The organism is Paenarthrobacter sp. TE3676, from assembly GCF_056279165.1.
Genome location: NZ_JBWBQU010000010.1, coordinates 114,155 through 136,001 on the forward strand (window position 1 = coordinate 114,155; position 21,847 = coordinate 136,001).

Annotated in this window: 19 protein-coding genes; 8 read left to right on the plus strand and 11 right to left on the minus strand. The window is 61.8% G+C overall.

What is annotated here, in order from left to right; translation table 11 throughout:
* The 7 genes from ACZ881_RS20860 to dinB form a co-directional block, all read right to left on the minus strand.
* Window positions 1–1,647, minus strand: coding sequence for a UDP-N-acetylmuramoyl-L-alanyl-D-glutamate--2,6-diaminopimelate ligase (locus tag ACZ881_RS20860; protein WP_476117830.1), 1,647 nt, complete (start codon window positions 1,645–1,647; stop codon window positions 1–3).
* Window positions 1,648–1,749: 102 nt separating this feature from the next.
* Entirely contained in the window at window positions 1,750–3,546 is a 1,797-nt protein-coding gene (locus tag ACZ881_RS20865) for a peptidoglycan D,D-transpeptidase FtsI family protein (RefSeq protein ID WP_179017394.1), read from the minus strand.
* Window positions 3,547–3,588: 42 nt separating this feature from the next.
* Entirely contained in the window at window positions 3,589–4,257 is a 669-nt protein-coding gene (ftsL, locus tag ACZ881_RS20870; RefSeq protein ID WP_476117831.1) for a cell division protein FtsL, read from the minus strand.
* Window positions 4,254–5,282 carry a 16S rRNA (cytosine(1402)-N(4))-methyltransferase RsmH gene (rsmH, locus tag ACZ881_RS20875; RefSeq protein WP_208295758.1) on the minus strand — a complete coding sequence of 343 codons (1,029 nt, stop codon included), beginning with the start codon at window positions 5,280–5,282 and terminating at the stop codon, window positions 4,254–4,256. Before rsmH ends, ftsL begins: the two co-directional genes overlap by 4 nt.
* 138 nt (window positions 5,283–5,420) lie before the next feature.
* Window positions 5,421–5,852, minus strand: coding sequence for a division/cell wall cluster transcriptional repressor MraZ (gene mraZ, locus ACZ881_RS20880; protein ID WP_091466623.1), 432 nt, complete (start codon window positions 5,850–5,852; stop codon window positions 5,421–5,423).
* A 444-nt stretch (window positions 5,853–6,296) separates the two neighbouring features.
* Window positions 6,297–6,665: a DUF3040 domain-containing protein gene (locus ACZ881_RS20885; protein ID WP_017200835.1), complete on the minus strand. Its 369-nt coding sequence runs from the start codon at window positions 6,663–6,665 to the stop codon at window positions 6,297–6,299.
* A gap of 237 nt (window positions 6,666–6,902) precedes the next feature.
* Window positions 6,903–8,165 carry a DNA polymerase IV gene (gene dinB, locus ACZ881_RS20890; RefSeq protein WP_091467638.1) on the minus strand — a complete coding sequence of 421 codons (1,263 nt, stop codon included), beginning with the start codon at window positions 8,163–8,165 and terminating at the stop codon, window positions 6,903–6,905.
* A gap of 72 nt (window positions 8,166–8,237) precedes the next feature.
* Between dinB and ACZ881_RS20895 the strand changes: the two genes are divergently transcribed.
* Together ACZ881_RS20895 and ACZ881_RS20900 are read left to right on the plus strand one after the other, a co-directional pair.
* The gene (locus tag ACZ881_RS20895) at window positions 8,238–8,813 is read left to right on the plus strand and encodes a hypothetical protein (RefSeq protein WP_476117832.1); all 576 of its coding nucleotides are present in this window, start codon (window positions 8,238–8,240) and stop codon (window positions 8,811–8,813) included.
* Entirely contained in the window at window positions 8,810–9,904 is a 1,095-nt protein-coding gene (locus ACZ881_RS20900; RefSeq protein WP_364309376.1) for a polyprenyl synthetase family protein, read from the plus strand. The genes ACZ881_RS20895 and ACZ881_RS20900 overlap by 4 nt, the downstream gene beginning before the upstream one ends.
* Before the next feature lie 97 nt (window positions 9,905–10,001).
* Here the strand turns inward: ACZ881_RS20900 and ACZ881_RS20905 are convergent, their stop codons facing one another.
* Window positions 10,002–10,355: an Rv2175c family DNA-binding protein gene (locus ACZ881_RS20905; RefSeq protein ID WP_017200830.1), complete on the minus strand. Its 354-nt coding sequence runs from the start codon at window positions 10,353–10,355 to the stop codon at window positions 10,002–10,004.
* A 261-nt stretch (window positions 10,356–10,616) separates the two neighbouring features.
* On the opposite strand from ACZ881_RS20905, the gene ACZ881_RS20910 reads away from it, so the two are divergent.
* Entirely contained in the window at window positions 10,617–11,960 is a 1,344-nt protein-coding gene (locus ACZ881_RS20910; protein ID WP_476117833.1) for a lytic transglycosylase, read from the plus strand.
* Between the two features lie 75 nt (window positions 11,961–12,035).
* Window positions 12,036–14,120, plus strand: a complete 2,085-nt coding sequence (gene pknB, locus ACZ881_RS20915) for a Stk1 family PASTA domain-containing Ser/Thr kinase (RefSeq protein ID WP_476117834.1) — start codon at window positions 12,036–12,038, stop codon at window positions 14,118–14,120.
* A 70-nt stretch (window positions 14,121–14,190) separates the two neighbouring features.
* Here pknB and ACZ881_RS20920 read toward each other — a convergent pair whose 3' ends face one another.
* Together ACZ881_RS20920 and ACZ881_RS20925 are read right to left on the minus strand one after the other, a co-directional pair.
* Window positions 14,191–15,594 (minus strand): class II 3-deoxy-7-phosphoheptulonate synthase, encoded by a 1,404-nt coding sequence (locus ACZ881_RS20920; protein WP_178994993.1) that lies wholly within the window; start codon window positions 15,592–15,594, stop codon window positions 14,191–14,193.
* Between the two features lie 66 nt (window positions 15,595–15,660).
* A complete protein-coding gene (locus ACZ881_RS20925; protein WP_476117835.1) occupies window positions 15,661–16,452 on the minus strand; it encodes a lysophospholipid acyltransferase family protein in 792 nt (263 codons plus the stop codon).
* A gap of 110 nt (window positions 16,453–16,562) precedes the next feature.
* On the opposite strand from ACZ881_RS20925, the gene ACZ881_RS20930 reads away from it, so the two are divergent.
* Genes ACZ881_RS20930 through ACZ881_RS20940 form a run of 3 tightly spaced genes read left to right on the plus strand, consistent with a single transcriptional unit; the run spans window position 16,563 to window position 18,704 of the window.
* Window positions 16,563–17,351, plus strand: coding sequence for an alpha/beta hydrolase (locus ACZ881_RS20930; RefSeq protein ID WP_476117836.1), 789 nt, complete (start codon window positions 16,563–16,565; stop codon window positions 17,349–17,351).
* Window positions 17,348–18,151 (plus strand): alpha/beta hydrolase, encoded by an 804-nt coding sequence (locus ACZ881_RS20935; protein WP_476117837.1) that lies wholly within the window; start codon window positions 17,348–17,350, stop codon window positions 18,149–18,151. Before ACZ881_RS20930 ends, ACZ881_RS20935 begins: the two co-directional genes overlap by 4 nt.
* Window positions 18,138–18,704 carry a hypothetical protein gene (locus ACZ881_RS20940; RefSeq protein WP_476117838.1) on the plus strand — a complete coding sequence of 189 codons (567 nt, stop codon included), beginning with the start codon at window positions 18,138–18,140 and terminating at the stop codon, window positions 18,702–18,704. The genes ACZ881_RS20935 and ACZ881_RS20940 overlap by 14 nt, the downstream gene beginning before the upstream one ends.
* 30 nt (window positions 18,705–18,734) lie before the next feature.
* On the opposite strand, the gene ACZ881_RS20945 is transcribed toward ACZ881_RS20940, so the two are convergent.
* Window positions 18,735–19,793 (minus strand): ROK family protein, encoded by a 1,059-nt coding sequence (locus ACZ881_RS20945; protein WP_091466607.1) that lies wholly within the window; start codon window positions 19,791–19,793, stop codon window positions 18,735–18,737.
* 188 nt (window positions 19,794–19,981) lie between these two features.
* On the opposite strand from ACZ881_RS20945, the gene ACZ881_RS20950 reads away from it, so the two are divergent.
* Window positions 19,982–21,793, plus strand: a complete 1,812-nt coding sequence (locus tag ACZ881_RS20950) for an AMP-dependent synthetase/ligase (protein WP_476117839.1) — start codon at window positions 19,982–19,984, stop codon at window positions 21,791–21,793.
* The last annotated feature ends 54 nt before the right edge of the window (window positions 21,794–21,847 follow it).

Below are 21,847 nucleotides of genomic sequence, written 5' to 3' on the forward strand. Positions count from 1 at the left end.
TTAGGACTCTATCCGCTGGTCCGCTGAAACGCTGAATCCCTTGGATGTCAAGGCGGCCCGCAACTCCACCCTGTCGTCCAGGGCAAGATTCACTCCCTTGACCTCTTGCCACACCTCGTGGCCGCGCCCGGCGATGAGAATAGTGTCCTTGCTGGTTGCCATGTCCACGGCCAGTTTGATGGCTGCATCCCTCGGGTAGGACTCGATGATTTCGCTGTTCAGGTTTTCCGAGTCCCGGGCGGCGTGGGCACCCTGCAGGACCTCGGCCCGGATCGCTGCTGCGTCCTCGTCGTGGGGATCGTCATCGCTGATGATCACGATGTCGGCAAGGCGGGCAGCGATGGCCCCCATTGTGGGCCGCTTACCCTGGTCGCGCTGACCCGTTGCCCCGAAGACCACGATCACACGGGATCCCTCGAGGGGTGAACGGACGGCTTCCAGGGCACGGGACAAAGCGTCCGGATTGTGGGCAAAATCAACAACGGAGGCCGGCTCTGCAGAGACCAGCTGCATGCGTCCGGGCACTGCCACAGTGAACGGATCGTGCGAATCCAAGGCAGCCTGGAGGGCGTTTTCATCCACACCGGATGTCAGGACCATGATCGTGGCCAGGGCTGCATTTGCCACGTTGAAACCTCCCGGCAGGCCGGTGTGGACGCGCAGGGTTCGTCCGTCGACGTGCCTGAGTTCGAATTCCGAGCCCAGGCCGCGCGCCGTGATGGACGCAACGTTCCAGTCGGCGTTGCCGCTGCCGCCGTCCAGGGGCTTGGTCGCGAGGGTGGTGACCGGAATGTCGGCCATATCCGCCAGCTTGCGCCCCCAGTCGTCGTCCACCGTGACCACAGCGTGCCTGGCCCTGCCTGCAGTGAAAAGTTCAGCCTTGGTACGGAAGTACTCGTCCATGCTGCCGTGCAGGTCCAGGTGGTCCTGGGTGAGATTGGTAAAACCTGCGACGTCGAACATCACCCCGTCCACGCGGTGGTAGGAGATTGCGTGGGACGAAACCTCCATGGATGCCGCGTCCAGGCCCCGTTCCCGCATCAGGGCCAGCAGTGCGTGGACATCGGTGGATTCGGGCGTCGTCAGGAGGCTGGGGATCGGCTCCCCGCCTGCAACGATTTCAATGGTTCCAATGAGGCCGGGCTTCTTACCCAAGGCGCGCAACAAAGAGTTGATGAAGTAGGTGGTGGTGGTCTTCCCATTGGTGCCTGTGACACCGAACAGCGTCGGGAAGCCGCTATCCGCAGGCTGGCTGCGGTAGATCAGTGCTGCCAAGCGCCCGACGGCGGTCCGCGGCTCCTGGACGATAAGTACCGGCACGGGCTGCTCGCCCGCAAGCGCAAGCTGGCGCGCTCCGGCGTCGTCCGTGACCACCGCAACCGCCCCGGCCTCGACTGCCTGCGGTACGAAGTCGGCACCGTGGCGGGAAGCTCCGGGCAGGGCCATGTAGAGGTCGCCTGCTTCGACGGCCCTGGAGTTGAGGGTTATGCCTGTCACTCCCCTGTCCCGGCTGGCATCCGGAGCGGCGACGCCCAATGCGTCCGCGATGACTGCCAACGGCACTGCCGCCACGGATGCGGGACGAAAGCCGGTCTGGCCGGCATCCGGCGTAGTGGCGCTGATAGCTGCCTCATTGTGCTCTGACACGTGGTTCTCCGTTGGTGCTCGTGGAACGACCGGCTTGGGGCCAGCGGCGCCCGGGCCGTTAGTGGTGGATCGATTTTTGGCCGAAACAGACGCCCAAAAAGCTTACTTGACGAACTGGGGCAACCGCGCGGGCGTTCCGGTGGACGGGGCCACGTTGTAGGTCCGGAGGACTTGCGCCATCACGGAGCGGAAAACGGGTCCGTTCGTGACTCCATAGATGTTTCCCTTGGGGCGCTGAAGGACTACTTCAACGATGAACCTGGGGTCATCCATGGGTGCCATGCCCACCATCGAGGCTGTGAAGCCGTCGAATCCCGGCAGTCCGTCCTCGCGGGGAGCTTGGGACGTTCCTGTTTTGGCGCCGACGCGGTAGCCGTCAATGGCTGCATCCTTGATCTGCCCCTCGGTTACGGCGCTTTCCAGGATGTCCCGTACCTGCTGGGCTGTTTCCTTGGACACCACTTGGCGGGAGTCCTTGGCAGGAACCTTTTGCTCCTCGCCCTCCGGGGTGATGTAGCTGTCAATGAGCCTGGGCTGCAGCATCACGCCATCGTTGGCAATGCTTTGGAAGGCGCGAACGGTCTGGAGTGTCGATTGGGACACGCCTTGCCCGAACAGCACGGTGTATTGCTGACGGTCGTCCCACTGCTCGGGCTTGGCCAGGATGCCTGTTGCTTCCGCGGGAAGGCCGATGTCCGTCTGTTCGCCGATGCCGAATTTCTTCAACCAGTCGTACCGTTGCTCCTTGGTGAGCCGGCTGCCCGCCATCACCGTTCCGGTGTTCATGGACCAGCCGAGGATACCGGCCAGGGTGCGCTCTTCAGTGCCGTGCTCGAAGGCGTCGGTGAACGTCTGCCCATCGATGGTGTAGGCCGCGGGGGTAGTGAAGTGGTCCAGGGGAAATGACTTCCCCTCCTCAATTACGGCTGCGGCAGTGATCATCTTCTGCACGGAACCGGGCTCGTAGGCGGCCGTCACCGACCTGACGCCGCGATCCTTGGCATCAACCTTCCCGGGGTCATTGGGGTCCGGCGAATTGGTATCAGCCAAGGCAATGAGATTGCCCGTCTTGGTATCGATCACAATGATGGAACCCCACTCGGCGTTCATCTTGTTGACTTGGCTTTGGATTGCCTGCTGCGCAAAATACTGGATGTCCGTGTTGATGGTCAGCTTGACGTCGCTACCATCAACAGCCGGGGTGAGTTCATCTGTTGCCACCGGAATCCTGAGTCCATCAGCACCGATCTCAAAGACGCGTTTACCCTCAACACCACGAAGAATCTCGTCCTGGGTTTGTTCGATGCCCGCCTGCCCGTTGGTTCCATCCTTGAGGAAACCAACCACGCCGCCGGCAACGCTGCCGTTCGGATAAACGCGCTTGCTGACACCCTCCGCACTAAGGCCCGGGATGTAGAGCTTGGAAATCCGGTCTTCCAGTTCCGGCTTGACGTCCTTTGCCACCATGAAGTACTGCTTATCCCCGGTCAAAGACTCACGGATAGTACTTTCATCCGCTCCCAGAAGCCCGGCCAGGTCAGAGATCCCCTGATCACGGGTGATCTCGTCCAGTTTCTCGGTCTTCTCATTGAAGCGGTGGAAAGTTTCCGTGCTCGTATTCACCGTCTGGTCCACCACGATGTTGTACCGGATCACGCTGCTGGCCAGCACCGTCCCGTTTGCATCCACAATCTGCCCCCGCTCGGCGGGGAGCACTTGCGGAGTGAGGCGGCTCGCCAAGGCAGCTTCAGCCATCCCGCCCATATCCAGGCCTTGAACCATGAACAGCTTGCCACCCACCACCAGGAGCAAGGTCAGCATGATGCCGAGGCCAACGCGCAACCGCTTTCTTGCCGCCGGCGTCTTCGTTTTTTTCGATGTGCCGGGGTTCTTCGCCACGTTGATTCCTTGCTGCTGGCCTTGCTTCGGTGGACTGACGGTCTACTGCCCTGGTGCCTTCTGCTGGGGGGCCGGTACCGATCCCCCGTGGAGCTCTACCGGCGGTGTCGCTGCCGGAGACGCCGGGGTAGCCGCCGGCGTCGGGGGCGTTGCAGCCGGGGTCGTCGGAGTTGCATCCGGCTTGCGGTTTTCCAGCGGGTCCTTGGTAGTTACCGATGGAACCACGTCAATCAAACCCTCAACAGCCGGAGCAGCAAGCAGGGCTCCGGGATTATCTCCCTTAACCGCCGGTGATGCCTTACCGGTCACAGACATGGTGTTCAGATCGATTTGGCCTTTAACTGTGGAAGCAACCATTCCCAATTCTGCAGCCTTGGCAGCGAGGTTCTGTGGAGCTTCGAAGTTCTGCTTCTTCTGCGTCAGGTCCTGGTTCTCTTTGTTCAGCGTGGCAGCTTCGGCTTTCAACTGCACCAACTGGTACTGCGCTGTGGACACGGAGATGTTCAGCACCAGGACAGTCAGGAGCGCGGCTGCCATCGCCACGAAGCACAGGACCACAAATGGCGTCCTTCGCTTTCCCGGTGCACTGCGTACCACTGATAGAGGAGTGCGTGCCTTGCGGGCAGTGTCGGGCTTCCCCGCCGGGACCGGAAGCGCACGTGCAGTGCTGCCCACCGTGGAGGGCAAGGTCTTCGCTGCGGCGTTGCTCATGCGTCTCTCCTCTGTTTGATACGCTCCACTGCCCTCAACCGGGCAGACGCCGCGCGGGGGTTTTCAGCAATTTCTGCTGCTGTAGGCACTTCCGTGCCCTTGGTAATGGTCTTCAATTCGGGTTTGTGTTCTTCTAGCTCAACCGGGAAGCCGAGTGGTGCCGACGACTTGGAACCTGACTGGAAAACGGATTTCACGATCTTGTCCTCAAGGGAGTGATAGGACATGACCACAATCCGACCACCCATGGACGTCGCGGCAACCGCTGCCGGAACTGCACGTTCCAAGACATCGAGTTCCTCGTTGACCTCAATCCTTAGGGCCTGGAACGTGCGCTTGGCCGGATGACCGCCGCTCTTCGCTGCAGCAGCGGGGACAACGCTGCGGATCTGCTCCACAAGTTCCCCTGTGGTGGCAAAAGGCTTCTCCGCGCGAGCGTTGACGATCCGGTTGGCTATCCGCCCGGCGAACTTCTCCTCGCCCCATTTCCTGATGATGCGCACCAGTTCGTCTTCGCTGTAGTTGTTGACCACATCAGCGGCCGTTTGGCCGCGGCTGGTATCCATCCGCATGTCCAAGGGAGCGTCGTAGGAGTACGCGAATCCACGCTCACGCTCATCCAACTGCAGGGACGAGACCCCAAGGTCCATGAGGATGCCATGAACTTCCGGTATGCCCAGGTCCAGCAGGACGTCCTCAATCTCGTCGTACACCGCGTGAACAAGATCGGTACGGTCAGAAAAGGGCTCCAAGCGGGCTCCGGCCAAGGCCAGGGCTTCCTCGTCGCGGTCGATGCCAACCAAGTGGAGGTCAGGGAAGCGCTGCAGCATGGCCTCTGAGTGGCCCCCCATGCCAAGGGTTGCATCGATGGCGACAGGTCGTTCCCCGCGTTTCCTGGCGGCCTCAAACCCCGGAGCAAGCAAGTTGATGCAGCGGTCTTTCAGGACGGGCACGTGGCGCTCCGATGTGGGCTTTGCCGCGTCCTGCTCTTCCACGCTGCCTCCTCTTTCCTCAATCGCTTGCATGCTGATTCTTGAATCGGATCCCCATCCGCGCCTATCGCTCGGCCGGCCTGGCTCAGGGGAAGGTGAGCCAGGAAGACAGTTCGATGGGCGGCTGGAGATCCCATTCAAGAAGCTGGACTGCGGCTTCCTCCAACCGGGTCAGATGAACCCGGGCAGATTGTCGTCATCCGTTTCCGAGAAGGCTGCTTCCTTCTCGTTGAGGTACTCGTTCCAAGCGTCGGCATCCCAGATCTCCGCCCGGGTACCGGCGCCGATGACGGCCAGTTCCCGACCAAGCCCTGCGTATGTCCGGAGCGCCGGCGGAATCGTCACGCGCCCCTGCTTGTCAGGTACCTCATCAGAGGCTCCAGACAGGAAAACCCGAATGTAGTCACGCGCCTGTTTGGAAGACAGTGGCGCCTCCCGCATTGACTCGTGAATGCGCTCGAATTCTTTCTGGCTGAAGACGTAGATGCAGCGTTCCTGGCCCCTGGTGAGAACCAATCCGTCGGCAAGTTCCTCACGAAACTTAGCGGGGAGGATGATCCGGCCCTTTTCATCAAGACGCGGCGAGTGAGTGCCCAGAAACACTGGCCCACCGCCCCTCAATCAAGGTGCCCGCACATACCCAACACTGCCACTACCCTCTTATGCACTCCACTTTACTCCACAACGCACCACAGTCAACGCAATCCATGGCGTTTCTCCACCACTTTGAGAATCGTCGGGCCCGAAGTCACGCGGATTTTAAGGCAGTGGAAGAAAGTGGAGGGCCCAATGCAGAGGGCAGGGCCGGCCGCTTTAAGATCCCGGATTTCGTGCCCAGGATCGGGCGATGCCAGGCCATGTTCAGGGCAGAGGGGTGAAAAGTGGAGAAAAGGGTGGGAAGTGGAGCGCCGCTCCTCCACCAGAGGACGAGCCCTTAAACGCGAAAAGACCCGCAGTGCGGGTCTTTCGTTATCCCCTGTGGAAAATTAGGGGCGTGTTTGATTCAGGAGTGGCCGCGGGTGACGGCTGAGAGCCCGGAAGGGTCAGTCAGTTGTCGTCGCGACGCCGTTCGTCCCAACGTTCTTCCAAGCTGCTCATGAACGAACTCTTGGGCTTGGTCTTGCCGGGTTTTCCTTTGTTGGCTTTGCCGAAGGCCGCGCCACGTAACGTGGCAAAGTAGACGCCAGCACCCATGACGATGAAACCAAGGACACCCACAGGTATCGCCTGCATTGATACGCCAACCAGCAGGAGAAGGATACCGGCAATGGCACCAAGCACACCGATGATGACATGCCGGGTAGACCAGCTGCGGATGGGATCCGAACCCATGGTGTTGGCGAACTTCGGATCGTCCTCATGAAGTTGCTTCTCAAGTTGCTCAAGCAGCTTCTGTTCATGCTCCGAGAGGGGCATCGCGACCTCCTTTAGTCAGCCAGCGTCTGGACATAACGCGTCCTGTGCGTCTGTTTCCATAACGATCGGACCAAGAAAATCGTTCCCAAAATTCCCTCTTGGTTCAGCGGGCATCCCGGGGCCGACTGTTCAGGAAACAGTTTGTCCAGACGATCTAAATCTCTGTAATAAATAGGATAGTTTGTCCGACGCCGTTCTGAAAGACGCGAGGAGTCCTGCCGGGTACCCGTGCTGGCCTCAGGAGTCCGCAGGCGGCTTTCCAGGTTCCAGGAGCCGTGCCGGAAGAAGCGTTTTGGACCCAAAGCGCTCGGAGACGCGGTCAAGCGCCTGTTCGGCCGCCCGCCAGTTATCGTCCCGCCGATCAAGGCTCAACTGCAGGGATGTTTGGCCTGCCGGTTCCAATTGCTCAGCCCGCACTCCAACGAGTCGAACGCTCATGGATCGCGTCCCCAGAGATTCAAGGAGCTGCACGGCCACTTGATAGATCAGTTGCGCGCTGTCCACGGGGGTGTGCACGGTGCGGCTGCGTGTGACCGTGGAGAAGTCCGAGTACCGCAGCTTCAATGCCACAGTCCTTGCCAGCATGCCTGAGCTCCTGAGCCGGATGGCGGTGCGGTGCGAAAGACGCAGCAATTCCCTGTGCAGTAGAGCATCGTCGGCCGTGTCCACGGAGAACGTCTCCTCCGCGCCGATGCTTTTTTCAAGCCTGGCCGGAGTTACGGGTCGCGGGTCGATACCCATGGACAGGCGATGAACATGTTCGCCGCTGGCTCCCAACACCTTTTTGAGCGATGGCAAGGGCGTTGCCGCGACATCCGCTACCGTGCGAATGCCCATACGCGAGAGCACTTCGGCAGTCTTCCCACCTACACCCCACAAGGCGCCGACAGGAAGACTATGGAGATAAGGGATGGAGTCCTCCGCGTCAATCTGGAGGATACCGTCGGGCTTGCACCGCGTGGAGGCGATCTTGGCCACAAACTTGGTGCTGGCAATCCCTACGGATGCCGTGATGCCAAGTTCTGCATGAACCTTGCGGCGGATGAGATGGCCGATGTCCATCGGGGACCCAAGACGACGAATCGCGCCTCCCACGTCCAGGAAGGCTTCGTCTACGCTAAGCGGCTCCACCAGGTCGGTAATGGAGGCGAAAATCTCCATGAGTTGGGCGGAAACCTCGTAGTACTCCGTGTGCCGGGGGTTGATGATCACCGCGGATGGACACCGCCTCATGGCAATGGACATTGGCATGGCAGACTTCACACCTGTGGCCCGGGCCTCGTAAGAAGCAGAAAGCACCACGGACCGTTCTGCAGGAAATCCAACAATGACCGGCTTTCCCCGAAGATCGGGGCGGCTGCGCAATTCCACGGAGACGAAGAAAGCGTCCATATCCACGTGAAGTATGCTGGTTCGCCGCATTTCCCGCAGTGCATCTCCGGCGCTGCGGGCGGGCTTGCTGCCGGCACTTTGAGCGCCACCGAATGCTTCCTGCCTCACAACGGCAATACTATGCCCGGCCACTGACTAAACTGGAGGCACAGTCCGGCTCAGCCCCAGGAAGGATACCCTGTGAAGCTCTTTGGAACTCCTCAATCGCGAGGGTTTGCCCTGCTCGCAGTCAGTGTCGCTTTGGCGGCCTCAGCATGCACCCCATCACCCGGCGGTTCGGCAGCGCCGTCCACGACAAGCGCTTCCTCGCCATCGTCGGCGACGCCGACTCCGTCATCATCTGCTTCCGGATCAACGGCGTCGCCTGAAACCACCTCCTTTACGGAAACCCCCGCAGCTGCTCCCGACACCACGGCAACGGTGAACGCGCTTGTTCCTGGTTTCCCTGAGCAACTCATCCCGGTCATGCCCAAGACTTCTGTTCGTTCAAGCAGCGTGGACAAGAGCGCTGCAGTAGCCACAGTGGCCCTCGTTGGAACAATCAAGGCTCCGCCGGAGGGCGTTGTGGACTACTACAAGACCTCCATGGAGGCACAGGGCTTTAAACTTGTCCCCGGCCCGTCCGCTGTCGGCAATGTCACCTCCCTGGACTTCATCCGTGGTGACGGCGAGACGGTGAACGTTTCGGTCAGGCAAAAAGAAGGCGTCTCAACGTTCACTATCGGTGCCAACGTGGCGGCCGGGTCCGTCAAGTGACGGTAACTTCCCACGTCACCTCGGAGCAGGCAAAGTTCATTAGCGGTGTTGCCGGCAAACTGAGCGGGTTCATGTCTGAGCAGCGGGACCTTATGGCCTCGGTTTCTCCCGATGTGGAACCGCTTATTGGATCGATTTCGAATCTGGTCACCGGTGGAAAACGTCTCCGTGCCCTGATGTGTTACTGGGGCTGGAGGGGCGCAGGCGGCGCCGCCGACGATCCGGGCATCGTCACGGCCGGGTGCGCCCTGGAGCTTTTCCAAGCGGCAGCCCTGATCCACGACGACATCATTGATCGATCCGACACCCGCCGCGGCGGACCAAGCGTGCACAAGCGGTTCAGCCAGCTCCATGAAATGAATGGCTGGGCGCTGGACAGCGGGCGTTTCGGCGACGCGGCGGCGATCCTGACCGGCGACCTTTGCCTTTCCTTCAGCGAGGAGTCCTTTACGGAGATCGGCCCCCGGGCAGCAGCGGGAACTCCTGCACGCCGAATCTTCAACATGATGCGGGCAGAAGTGATGGCAGGTCAGTACCTCGACATCCTGGAAGAAGTGGCCGGCCCCGTCCGCGACAGAGCCGGTTCCGTAGAGCGGGCAAAATCCATCATTCGGTATAAGTCCGCCAAATACTCCACCGAACATCCGCTGGCGTTGGGCGGCGCGCTGGCCGGTGCTCCGTCCGGCTTGCTCAACGGCTACTCGGAGTTTTCCCTACCACTGGGTGAGGCTTTCCAAATGCGGGACGACGTCCTGGGCGTCTTTGGCGATCCCGAAACGACCGGCAAGCCCGCCGGGGATGACCTCCGGGAAGGCAAACGCACCGTGCTGGTTGGTTTTGCCATCAACCAGGCACCGCCGAGCGAAGCAGACCTCCTTGACCGCATGCTCGGCAAGCCTGACCTTGGCGAGGACGAGGTAGCTGAAATACGGCGCGTCATGATTGAGTGCGGCGCCTTGGAGGCCACGGAGTCGCTGATCGCAGAGCTAAGCGATAGGGCCTTCGAAGCCCTGGAACGCCTGCCCCTCGAGGACGTGCCACTGGTGGCGTTACGCCAACTGGCCGAAGCCGCTGTCAGTCGGGCAGCCTGACCCGCAGGCAGCGCCAGCACAAACACGACATGCAGCGACGACGGCGGTGAATCACCGCCGTCGTCCGCGTTATGTCCGGCCCGCTCAGGAGGCGCTGTTACCAGGCCAGTGACTGGGCGCGGCGCCTGATCTCTGTCTTACGCCCCTCGCGCAGGGCGTCAATGGGGCGCCCCCGCAAAGATTCGTCCGGAGTGAACAGCCAGATGATCAGTTCTTCGTCGTTGTACCCAGCGTCGCTGAGAACCGCAATGGTTCCCTTAAGGCTGTCTACAACATGCCCGTCCTGGATAAAGAGGGCAGGGATTGAGCGGATATTCCGTTCTCCCCGCCGGATGGCGACAAGCGCACGCTCATCCAGAAGTCCGTGGACTTTGGTGATGGAAACTTCCAACAGTTCGGCAACATCCGGCAGCGGCAGCCAGTCGGAAACAAGGCTTTCTACATTACTCACGGATCAAGGTTGCCACGCCGCCCCTCCCGGCGCATAGCCGGAGTCCGACGCCGATACCTCCGGACCGCTTTGCAGTCGCAATTTCGTCCGTCGGAATTGTGGCTATTTGTCCGGTTTGACAGGAATTGTTGTGCTCATCGACTAAGTGTGAGAGATTCACACTGATCACATTTGCATCATTGATAACATCAGCAACATTGGTAACACTGACAACAGCGCCAAACAATCCCCCCACCGCTGTTTGAGATGAGGACACATTTCATGACGACGCCCCGCTCGCCGAAACGAACCATGAGCATGCCGGTCATCGCGGCAACCACGGCTGCGCTTCCCGCCGTGGTTTTGTCCTCGCTGGCCCTGGCACAACCGTCCATGGCAACACCGGCGCCTCAGCCTCGAAAGATTCCGGCTACGCTCGCTGCGGCCATGAAAGCGCAAGCAGTCAACGTGGGCTCTGTTATTCCCGCGCAGGCCGTTGCCAGCACCATCCCTACAGCCCTGCGCCCGATGGCTCCGTCAGTACCGGACTCTTACACGATCGTGCGCGGCGATACGATTAGCGCCATCGCACGCCGCTTCAATGTGGACACGACGGCCGTTCTTCAGCTGAACAAGCTCTCTGCAACCACGCTGATCTACCCGGGACAGACCATTAAGCTCAAGGGCACAGCCACAGCAGCGCCCGCGCAGCCTGCCCCGACCGCCCCCAGTGCGCCCAGCACCCAGGGCAGCGCAACCGTCTATACCGTGGTCGCCGGAGACACCTTGGGCGCCATCGCAGCCAAACATGGCGTTCCGCTCTCCAGCATCTTCAGCTGGAACGGGCTCAACGGAAGCTCCATCATTTATCCCGGTCAGAAAATCAAGGTCAGTGGCGGATCCGCCCCATCAGCGCCCGCAGCCCCGGCACCGGCACCTGCGCCCGCCCCTCTGGCCGGCACAGGTTCCTACACCATCAAGGCGGGCGACACCCTCAGTTCCATCGCTTCCCGCCACGGGGTTTCCCTGGCCGCTTTGATGGCTGCCAACAACAACGTGACAGCCACCACCGTCATCTATCCGGGCCAGAAGCTCACCATCCCCGGCGCGGGCTTGCAGCCTGCCGGTGACACCAAGCCCTTGGTCCCCAGCACGTTCCTGGGCTTCACCTACCCGCCGGCAGTTGTCAGCTCGGCTAACGAGAACAAGGCCTTGCTCAACGCCTCACCTGTGCCCAGCCGGGCTGAAATGAAGAGCATCGTAGCTGACACGGCCCGGCGCATGGGCGTCAGCCCCTCACTGGCTTTGGCCTTCGCCGAACAGGAATCAGGCTTTGACCAGCGGGCTGTCTCGCCCGCCAATGCGATCGGCACGATGCAGGTTATTCCTTCTTCCGGCCAATGGGCGTCCGACCTCGTGGGCCGCAAGCTCAATCTCCTGGACCCGTACGATAATGCCACGGCAGGTGTCGCTATCATCCGGACCCTTATTGCTACCAGCAAGGACTTGGACACGGCGATTGCCGGCTACTACCAAGGTCAGTACTCGGTCAGTAAGTACGGCATGTATGACGACACCAAGCGTTACGTCGAATCGATCAAGGCCCGACAGCGCACTTTTGGCTAGGCCATCAACTGCACCTTTGAAGGGGCCCGAAACCCACGTGGATTCGGGCCCCTTCCCTGCCTCGTTTAGGATCATATGGTGCAAGAACCAACGCAGGACCACCTCATCGGGACAACCGTAGACGGCCGATACACGGTCCGTTCCCGCCTGGCGAGGGGCGGTATGTCCACTGTTTACCTGGCCACGGACCAGCGCTTGGAGCGGGACGTGGCCCTCAAAGTCCTGCACCCGCATCTGGCCAACGATCCCACATTCCTTGAGCGGCTAAGCCGCGAAGCAAAGGCGGCCGCCAGCCTCTCGCACCCGCACATCGTAGGGGTGCTCGACCAAGGTGAGGACGGCCATATCGCCTACCTGGTCATGGAGTACGTCAAGGGGCACACCCTTCGTGACACCCTTAACGAACAGGGTGCCTTGCCGCCGCGCCTTGCCCTGGCGCTGATCGATCCTGTCATTGAGGGCCTGGCTGCCGCCCACCGCTCAGGCCTGATCCACCGGGACGTCAAGCCTGAAAACGTCCTCATTGCAGACGACGGACGCATCAAGGTTGGAGATTTTGGACTGGCCAGGGCGATCTCGGCCAACACCAGTACCGGTGCCCTGATAGGCACTGTGGCTTACTTGGCTCCCGAGCTGGTGCTCGGCCAGCCAGCCGATGCCCGCAGCGACATCTACTCGGCAGGCATCATGCTCTATGAGATGTTGACGGGCAATCAACCTTACTCGGGAGACTCCCCTATCCAGGTTGCCTACCAGCACGTCAATGCTGTGGTGGGACGTCCTTCGGAGTCCGCTCCCGGCCTCGCCGAGGACCTCGATGAACTGGTGCAGTGGTGCACGGCGGCAGATGCGGAGAACAGGCCGGTGGACGCCGCTGCGTTGCTGACCGAGCTCCGCCACATCCGCACTACGCTCACAGACGAAGAACTGGACCACAGGCAAGCGTCGTCCCGATTGCCCGGCTCCCCCACGCCCTCGGCGGCCGCCGCTGCCTTCGGCGGGTCCGGTGCAGCAGGTGTTACCAATGGGAACCCCACAGAAGCCATTGCCTCCACTGCCTCGCCCACGGAGTTGATCTCGCACCAGAGCAACCCCACCACCATCATGGCTGCGGGCGTTTCAGGCAGGCCGCAGGCCTCAGCTGTTGATCCGGGCAACGATCCAGACGTGCGCCGGCCCGGCAAACGGGAGCTGAAGAGACTCGAACGGCAAGAGAACAAAGATCGCGCACGAGCCGCTGCCACTCCTGTTCGCCCGCTACGCGAGGGCAACCCCCGCCGCCGCGGCGTTATCTGGACCATCGTGATCGTCATCCTTGCAACGCTTGCCGCGTCGGCCGGTTGGTTCTTCGGGATGGGACCGGGATCCCCGGGAACCGTCCCGGACGTTAAGAATAAAACCGTGGCCGAGGCACAGCAGCTCCTCCGAACTGCCGGCTTTCAATCAGAACCGAAGGATGTTTTCGACGACGACATCCTTGCAGGGCTGGCCGTTGGGACGGAACCGAAGTCCGGCACCGAGGTCCGGAAGTTCCAACCCATCACGCTCTTCGTCTCCAAGGGGGCCCAGCTGTTCGCCCTGCCCGGTCTGACCGGTGGCACGTTGGACGAGGCCAAGGTTTCCTTGAATTCCGCCGAAATGGCCCTTGGCAACGTCACGCAGGCCTTTGACGAGAAGATTCCCGCCGGCGTCGTGATTTCGCAGGACCCGGCCGAAGGCACCGAGGTGAGGCATGGCACCCCCGTGTCGCTGGTGGTCTCCAAGGGGCCCCAACCCATCCCCGTTCCCGATGTGCGCGGACTGACTCAGGACGCAGCCGTCAAAGCCCTGCAGGATGCCGGGCTCAAAGCAGTTATCGCTCCGGAGATGGTGAATGACAAGGCGGTCCCCAAGGGCGCCGTTGTTTCCCAGATACCGGCGACTGGAACCCTTGTCCGGGGCGAAGCGGTGACGCTCACAGTATCCAAGGGACCAAAGTTGGTGAAGGTGCCCAGTTTCATCGGCAAGCAGGCCGATGAAGCCGAAAGGGAACTGAAAAGGCTCGGTTTCAAGGTAGAGGTCAACAAGATCCTGGGTGGCTTCTTCGGCACCGTCCGGGACCAGAACCCCGTCAATGCCGAGATACCGGAAGACTCTGTGGTCACCCTGACTGTCGTCTAGGGTTCGAGCCCTGCAATTCCAAGCGCAAAATGGCGCGGTCCGGGAATCCGGACCGCGCCATGTTGTATCTCTACCTCTTGGAGAGGGCGCCTGCCACAAGGAAGGCCATCTCAAGGGACTGCATGTGGTTCAGGCGGGGATCGCACACCGACTCATAACGGTCCAGGAATGCGTCCTGGTCGATCGGGTCGGCGCCACCCAAGCACTCGGCGACGTCATCGCCGGTCATTTCAACGTGGAGTCCACCCGGGACCGTGCCCAGGGCGTGATGCACCTCGAAGAATCCACGCACTTCGTCAATAACATCATCGAAGTTGCGCGTCTTGTAGCCGTTGGGCGACGTGACCGTGTTGCCGTGCATCGGGTCGGTCACCCACAGCACCTGCGCGCCGGAAGCAGTGACGCGTTCGACGACGGCCGGCAGCTTCTCCCGAATGTTGCCGGCGCCCATGCGGGTGATGAATGTGAGGCGGCCGGGTTCGCGGTTGGGATCCAGTTTGTCGATGAGACGCAAGGCATCGTCGCCGCTGGTGGTTGGGCCAAGCTTGACGCCGATGGGGTTCCGCACGCGGGACAGGAAGTCAACGTGGGCGTGGTCCAGCTCGCGGGTCCGCTCACCGATCCACAGGAAGTGCGCGGACGTGTCGTAGGGCAGGCCGGTGCGCGAATCGATGCGTGTGAGTGCGCGCTCGTAGTCGAGCAGCAGTGCTTCGTGGCTGGCAAAGAACTCCACGCGCTTGAGTGCCTCAAAGTCGGCGCCGCAGGAGTCCATGAAGCTGATGGCACGGTCGATGTCGCGCGCCAGCGATTCGTAGCGCGCGTGTGCCGGGTTCTCGGTGAACCCCTTGTTCCACTGGTGAACCAGGCGGAGATCCGCGAAACCGCCTTGGGTGAAGGCGCGGATGAGGTTCAGCGTGGATGCGGACGTGTGGTACGCCTGAAGCATCCGGCCGGCGTCGTGTGCGCGTGATTCCGGCGTGAAATCATAACCGTTGACAATGTCACCGCGGTACGCGGGAAGCGTCACGCCGTCGCGCGTCTCGTCATTGGATGAGCGCGGCTTCGCGAACTGGCCGGCCATGCGCCCCATCTTGATGACGGGCATGGCAGCGCCGTATGTAAGGACCACAGCCATCTGGAGGATCGTTTTAACCCGGGCGCTGATCTTGTCGGCGGTAGCTGCCTCAAAGGTTTCAGCGCAGTCACCACCCTGCAGGAGGAAGGCTTTGCCCTGGGCAGCAGCGGCCAGGCGCTCCCTCAGGACGTCCACTTCACCGGCGAACACCAAGGGCGGCACCACCGAGAGTTCCTTGACGGAAGCCTTGAAGACTTCAGTGTTGGACCAGGTGGGCTGCTGGGAAATCGGCAGGTCCCGCCAAGCGTCGAGCCCGGGATAGTTCGCTGCTCCGCTCTGGGCGGTGCTTGCGAGAGGATCTGCTGCGGAGGGTGCGGTGTTCGCGGTTAGCTCAGTCACCCTTCAAGAGTAGTAGCCCACGGCAAGGTTGCGGGACTGCGTCCGTAACCGATGCCACCGCCTACGTCACAGTTTCTCCGCTGATCCGCTTCCGTCACCACGGGGTTCATCCCTGTCCTCTGCGATGTCTGACGTGGCGTCTTCGGCAACCTCGATCTTATGGACAGGTTCGGGGCCTTTGCCGGCCAACTGGGCCTTGACCACTGCTGCGTACTCGTCCACATACTCCTGGCCGGAAAGCCGCATCAATTCGTACATGATTTCGTCGGTCACAGCCCTCTGGATCAGTCGGTCGTCTTCCAGGCCGTAGTAGCGGCTGAAGTCCAGGGGCTGCCCGAAAATGAGGCCGATCCGGCGGATGTTGGGCAGGCGTTTGCCAATGGGCTGGACCTTCTCCGTCCCGATCATTGCCACAGGCACCACGGGAACACGTGTTTGCAGTGCGAGCTTGGCCACGCCCACTTTGCCACGGTAGAGCCGGGCATCCGGGCTGCGGGTTCCCTCCGGATAGATCCCCAGCAGGCCTCCGGAGTTCAGGACGTCTTTGCCTGCCTGCAGTGACATTTCCGACGCCGCGCCGCCGGAACGGTCCATCGGCAGTTGGTTGCTCAGCCTGAAGAACAGCGCAGTCAGCCGGCCTTTGAGCCCTTTTCCTGTGAAGTACTCGGACTTGGCCAGGAAAATCACCGGACGACGAACCATCAGGGGCAGGAAGATGGAGTCCGAGAAGGACAAGTGGTTGGAGGCCAGGATGGCAGCTCCGCTTTCAGGAACGTTATCCAGTCCCTTCACCCAGGGACGGAACAGGAGTTTGAGGATGGGACCGAGAAAGATCCTCTTCATGACCCAATAGAACACATTTGTCCTCTCACGGCCGATTGGTTGGCATGCACCCGGGCAACCCGGCCGGCACTCAACAGCAACCCTACTCCAGTGAGAAATGTCAGGAACAGTGACACGATGGACGCATGACGGAACGCAACAAACCCGCCGCGCCGCTCGCTTTCCACCATGCCGGACATGGAGCCAACGCATCCATCGGCGTGGCTATCTGCCACGGCTTCACCGGAAGTCCCCTCAGCGTCCTCCCTTGGGCCGAATACCTCGCCGAGCAGGGCTTCGCAGTGTCCGTGCCACTCCTTCCCGGTCATGGCACCAGTTGGCGTGACCTCGCCACCACGAGGTGGCAGGACTGGTACCGGACCTTCGAGCAGAGTTACCTGGACCTTGCAGCGACGACGGAGACGTGTTTCGTGGCAGGGCTCTCCATGGGCGGAGCCTTGGCTCTGCGGGTGGCCTCCCGCCATGAAGTTCCCGGGCTGGTCCTGGTGAACCCGGGGCTGAGCTTTTACGACCGCCGGGTGCGGTACGTCGGAGCGTTGAAGTACGTCATGCCCACTACCACCCCCATAGTGGAGGACAGGCCGGCGCCCATAACGGTCGAGGAAGGCGACTACTCCAAGACGCCGCTGAAGGCCGTCCATGAACTCAAGAAGCTCTTCCGCGCGGCTACCCGGGGCCTACCGCATGTGGAGGCTCCCGCGCTGGTGTTCAAATCCTCGGTTGACGACGTCGTCCCGCCGAGCTCAGTGGCCACCATCAGCAAGTACATCGACTCCTCGCGCCTCAAAGTGGTCACGCTTCCACACAGCGGGCATGTGGCCACACTGGATGTTGATGCACCCACCATTTTTGAAGAATCAGCCGGCTTTTTCCGCCAGCGTGCCGGGGACAGAGTAGCCTCGGAGTCATCATGAAAATGCTCCCCGACTTTTCGCCGTTCCACAGTAGCTGGAAGGGTGCCGGCCCCCGCGTTGGCGTGGTCATGTCCCACGGGTTCACTGGAAGCCCGCACAGCGTCAGGCCGTGGGCCGAACACCTCGCTGCGTCCGGCTACGCCGTAAGGCTGCCGTTGCTGCCCGGCCACGGCACCACGTGGCAGGACATGGCCACCCGCTCGTGGCGGGAGTGGCACCGTGCCGTGGATGATGCGTACCTTGAGCTGGCTTCGGAGTGCGATTACGTTTTCTCTGCCGGTTTGTCCATGGGCGGCACCCTGGCCTTGCGGATAGCAGCCACGCGTCCCATTGCAGGGACAGTGGTGGTGAACCCTGGACTGGTCCTGGACGATCCGCGGGCTGTCATTGTCGCTGCCCTCAAGTATGTGGTGAAGACAACTCCGGCCATCGCCAATGACATTCTCAAGCCGGACCAGGACGAAGGTGCCTACGCCCGGACGCCAGTTGCGGCCGCTCACCAACTCAAGAAGATGTACAAGGACACGGCCACCATCCTGCCGCGGATCAGCTCACCCGTCAGGGTCTACAAGTCAACGGTGGACAACGTCATCTCGAACGCGAGCCTGGAGTTCCTCCGTTCCCGGGTTCAGGCACCGGTGGATGTCACTTACCTCCACAACAGCCGCCATGTTGCCACCCTTGATAATGACGCTCCGGAGATTTTTTCCGGAACTGTCGACTTTATCCAGAAGACCGTAGCGGCCCTGGCCGGGCACGGGCTTTCCCCCGAAAAGGACACAGCCCATGAACAGGCCTGATCCCAATTCTGCTGATCAAAGCGCCAACAAGGACGACGACGCCGTATGGCAGGATCTGGTCGCCCGGCTGGAGGCCACGCAGTCAGGCCCGGAAGGGGAATCGCCAAAGCACGGAAAGCCGCAGGACATCAACCAGGCCCCGGGCCCTGAAGCCGGGCTTCAGCAAGAGTCCGGCAGGACTTTCAGGGACTTCGATCCGCTCGGGTTGTCCGCACCTGCCCCGGAACCGTTACCTGATCCGGCGGCAGTACGTCCCGATGCCGATGCCGGAATCCGGCCGTCCGGGCCTCGTGACTTCGAAGTCGAGGACGAGGACCACACCTTCGTTCCTGAGGATCCGCCCAGCCTGGCGGGAACTGAGCCGCTGGTCATGCTGGCGTGGGTGGGTGCCGTGGGCGGACCCATCGCCCTGCTTTTCACAGCCATGTTTTGGCGGTCCGCGCCGTTGACGGCAGTTCTGGGCATTGTCGCCATTTTCGTGGCGTCAGTGCTCTACCTCATCATGCGGCTTCCGCAGGAAAAAAACGAGGACGACGACGGCGCCCGCCTCTAGGGGCACACAGCCGTTCCCAGCATGGCAAGCCTAGCTGCGCGCCCGTCCGCTGACACGCGACAAGTCTGCTGCGCCGATCATGCCGGCACGCGGCCCGAGGGCCGCGAGCTCGATTCTTGCCATAGGACGGAAACCCCGCCCTGTGAGGTTCTTCGCGAATGACTCCCGGGCGGGTGCGGCGAGCAACTCCCCCGCATCACACAATCCTCCGCCTATAACGAACATCCCGGGGTCAAGTGCTGCTGCAAGGTTGGCCAACCCCAGGCCCAACCATTCGCCTTGGTCGGCGAGGAGTTCGCGGGACGTGGCATCGCCCGCAAGTGCCAGCGAGGTCACGGCTGCGCCCGACAGGTTCTCTGCGGTCCCGCCTGCCTTCTCCAAGAGCGCACGGCCTGCGGGGGAATTGGTCCGCACCAACTGCCGGGCTTCGCGGCCCAGCGCGTTACCGGAGGCATACTGCTCCCAGCAGCCGCGGTTACCGCATTCGCAGCGGTGGCCCCCGGGGAAAATGATCTGGTGCCCGAATTCCCCGGCCACGCCGTAGCGTCCCCGTTCCACCCGGCCATCCATGACCATGGCACCACCAATGCCTGTGCCCAGCGTGATGCAGACCAGGCGGCTTTCGCCCTGGCCTGAGCCAAAGCGCCACTCCGCCCACGCCGCAGCATCTGCGTCATTTGTGAGCAGTACGGGACGCCTCAGCAACTTCTGGAGGCTCTCCCTCAGGGGCTCGTTACGCCACGCCAGATGGGGGCTGAACAGCACCGTGCCGCCGTCGAGGTCCATCCATCCTGCGGCACCGATGCCCACCGAAGCGATCCGGTGTCCTGCGCTGAGTTCGTCCACCAACTCCACAATGGTCTGCTCGACGGCTCGGGGGTCCGCGCCTGGCGTGGACCTGCGTGCCTCGGCGAGGACCCTGCCCTCGGCGTCCACAACGCCGGCGGCTACCTTGGTGCCTCCGATGTCGATCCCGATCGCCAGTCCGCGGCGGCCCAAATGGCTTCGTCGGGCAGCCCAGGGCACGTCCCTCCATGCCGAGGCCGGTGGCTTGGGTCTGACCAGGGAACTGGACCGTAGTGCGGGCATCCCCTCATCCTATTCCGCAGGGCGGGGCAGCACCGGCATCGTAGGGGCATGGATGGCATCGAGTTGCTTGAAATGACGGCTCATCCGTAAAGTTACTCGCCAGTAGGTGAAATAGAACACACCTCCGCGAGCGGGCATACTAGAGTGGAAGCAGCCCCTCGTGGCCCGTGGATATCAAAGGAGCTACCGTGCGTGAAATCAGTGTTCCTCCCCTCGTGAACATCGCCCCGGAAACCAACATCACGGACCTCGTGATCCGAGAGGCAGAAAAAGCATCCAACCCTGCGCTGTTTTCCAAGTTGGACGGCAATGGGCAGTGGCAGGACATCCGTGCCAAGGACTTCCTACAAGACGTGAGGGCCTTGGCAAAGGGCCTCATCGCCAGTGGAGTCGGCGTAGGCGATCGTGTGGGCATCATGTCCCGCACGCGGTACGAATGGTCCCTCGTGGACTTCGCCATCTGGTTTGCCGGAGCCGTCTCTGTCCCGATCTACGAAACGTCGTCGCCTTCACAAGTGGCATGGAACCTGGGCGACTCAGGCGCTGTTGCAGCCTTTGGCGAAGCCGCGCACCATGAGGACGTCATCCGCCAGGCTGTTGCCGCAGAAGACATCACGTCGGTGGCAAACGTCTGGCAGCTTGAGGGCGCCGGACTCGATGCGCTGCGCACTGCAGGTGCAGGCGTCCCCGACGACGAACTCGAGTCCCGCCGCTCCTCAGCCGGGCTCAAGGATCTCGCTACGATTATCTACACCTCCGGTACCACCGGCAGGCCCAAGGGCTGCGAACTGACCCACGGCAACTTCGTGGAGCTCTCCGAGAATGCCCGCGCTTCATTGCCGGAAATCATCAACGAGTCTGCCAAGACCATCATGTTCCTCCCCTTGGCCCACGTCTTCGCGCGTTTCATCTCCGTGCTTGCAGTGGCCGGCGGGGTGAAGGTGGCGCACACCCCGGACATCAAGAACCTCTTGGCTGACCTCCAGAGCTTCCAGCCGACGTTCATCCTGGCTGTTCCGCGGGTCTTCGAGAAGGTCTACAACTCGGCGCTGACCAAGGCAGAGGACGGCGGCAAGGGAGCCATCTTCCACCGCGCAGTGGATACTGCAATCGCCTATTCCAAAGCACGCGAGTCCGGTTCGCTGGGACTTGGCCTGAAGCTCAAGCACGCCTTGTTCGACAAACTCGTATACGGCAAACTCCGTGCGGCGATGGGCGGCCATGTTGCCCACGCAGTCTCGGGAGGCGGTCCGTTGGGTGAAAGGCTGGGGCACTTCTTCCAGGGCATCGGCCTGCAGATCCTGGAGGGCTACGGCCTGACCGAGACCACGGCGCCGATCTCCGTGAACACACCGTCCATGATCAAGATCGGCACGGTAGGTGCCCCCTTGCCGGGCAACTCGGTCAGGATCGCCGACGACGGGGAAATCCTCGCCAAGGGTGTCTGCGTCATGCGCGGCTACTACAAGCGTGAAGACCTGACTGACGAAACGTTTGCTGACGGCTGGTTCCGCACCGGAGACATCGGCGAACTGGACAACAACGGCTTCCTCAAGATCACTGGCCGCAAGAAGGAAATCATCGTTACTGCCGGCGGAAAGAACGTGGTTCCTGCCCTGCTCGAGGACCAGATCCGCGCGGATGCGTTGGTTTCCCAGGTTCTTGTGGTGGGCGACAACCGTCCGTTCATCGGCGCCCTGGTCACCCTGGACGAAGAAGCGCTCCCGGGCTGGCTGGACCGCCACGGGCTCCCCGCCGGCACCACAGTCGCCGAGGCCACCGACCACCCGGTGGTTAAGGCAGCAGTCCAGGAACTCATTAGCAAAGCCAACCAGTCGGTGTCCCAGGCTGAGGCCATCAAGTCCTTCAGGATCGTTCCGGCGGACTTCACCGAAGCCTCGGGTCACCTGACGCCATCCCTCAAGGTCAAGCGGGCCCAGGTCATGAAGGACTTCGACACCGTCATTGAGGAAATGTACACAGCACCCCGCGCGTCCTAGCCAGGGCTTTTCAGCCAGGAGCAGCAAAAAAGTACCCCGTCCGGATTCTTTCGG

Excerpts from the sequence above, each read along its gene's own strand:
- ACZ881_RS20940 (WP_476117838.1), top strand. The coding sequence starts at position 18,138 with ATGAACAGGCCTGATCCCAATTCTGCTGATCAAAGCGCCAACAAGGAC.
- ACZ881_RS20910 (WP_476117833.1), top strand. The coding sequence starts at position 10,617 with ATGACGACGCCCCGCTCGCCGAAACGAACCATGAGCATGCCGGTCATC.
- ACZ881_RS20935 (WP_476117837.1), top strand. The coding sequence starts at position 17,348 with ATGAAAATGCTCCCCGACTTTTCGCCGTTCCACAGTAGCTGGAAGGGT.
- ACZ881_RS20945 (WP_091466607.1), bottom strand. The coding sequence starts at position 19,793 with ATGCCCGCACTACGGTCCAGTTCCCTGGTCAGACCCAAGCCACCGGCC.
- ACZ881_RS20930 (WP_476117836.1), top strand. The coding sequence starts at position 16,563 with ATGACGGAACGCAACAAACCCGCCGCGCCGCTCGCTTTCCACCATGCC.
- rsmH (WP_208295758.1), bottom strand. The coding sequence starts at position 5,282 with ATGCAAGCGATTGAGGAAAGAGGAGGCAGCGTGGAAGAGCAGGACGCG.
- ACZ881_RS20885 (WP_017200835.1), bottom strand. The coding sequence starts at position 6,665 with ATGCCCCTCTCGGAGCATGAACAGAAGCTGCTTGAGCAACTTGAGAAG.
- pknB (WP_476117834.1), top strand. The coding sequence starts at position 12,036 with ATGGTGCAAGAACCAACGCAGGACCACCTCATCGGGACAACCGTAGAC.
- ftsL (WP_476117831.1), bottom strand. The coding sequence starts at position 4,257 with ATGAGCAACGCCGCAGCGAAGACCTTGCCCTCCACGGTGGGCAGCACT.